The organism is Chromohalobacter sp. HP20-39 (assembly GCF_033052815.1).
Lineage (GTDB): Bacteria > Pseudomonadota > Gammaproteobacteria > Pseudomonadales > Halomonadaceae > Chromohalobacter.
In genome coordinates this window covers 1-408 of the sequence record NZ_JAWHTP010000211.1, presented here as the reverse complement: position 1 = coordinate 408, position 408 = coordinate 1, and the positions used below count along the sequence as shown (strand labels likewise).

Sequence of the window (408 nt, the reverse complement as noted above, 5' to 3'; positions counted from 1 at the left end):
ACTCGCGCCCATCGCCAACCGCTGGAACCAAGCGATGAGCATCGACGTGCGTTACCCCGCTGCGCATGCCGATTTCCTGCGCCGCTGCCACGAGGCCGGCCAGTTGCGCCCGACACCGTTGATCCTGCAGTACGGCCCCGGTGACTACAACTGCCTGCATCAAGACCTCTACGGCGAGCACGTCTTCCCGCTGCAGGTAGCGATCCTGCTGTCCGAGCCCGGCGTCGACTTCACCGGCGGCGAATTCGTCATGACCGAGCAGCGGCCGCGCATGCAGTCGCGCCCCGAGGTCGTACCGCTGCGCAAAGGCGATGCGGTGATCTTTGCCGTGCACCACAGGCCCGTACCGGGCACGCGCGGCGTGTATCGCGTCAACATGCGCCACGGCGTGAGACGCCTGCATTCGGG

At 66.9% G+C, this 408-nt stretch carries 1 protein-coding gene; it reads left to right on the top strand.

Translation table 11 applies throughout. From position 1 onward, the window contains the following. Nucleotides 1-34 precede the first annotated feature (34 nt). On the top strand, nucleotides 35-408 hold a 374-nt coding region (locus tag RVY79_RS17680; RefSeq protein WP_317465806.1), incomplete at its 3' end, for a 2OG-Fe(II) oxygenase.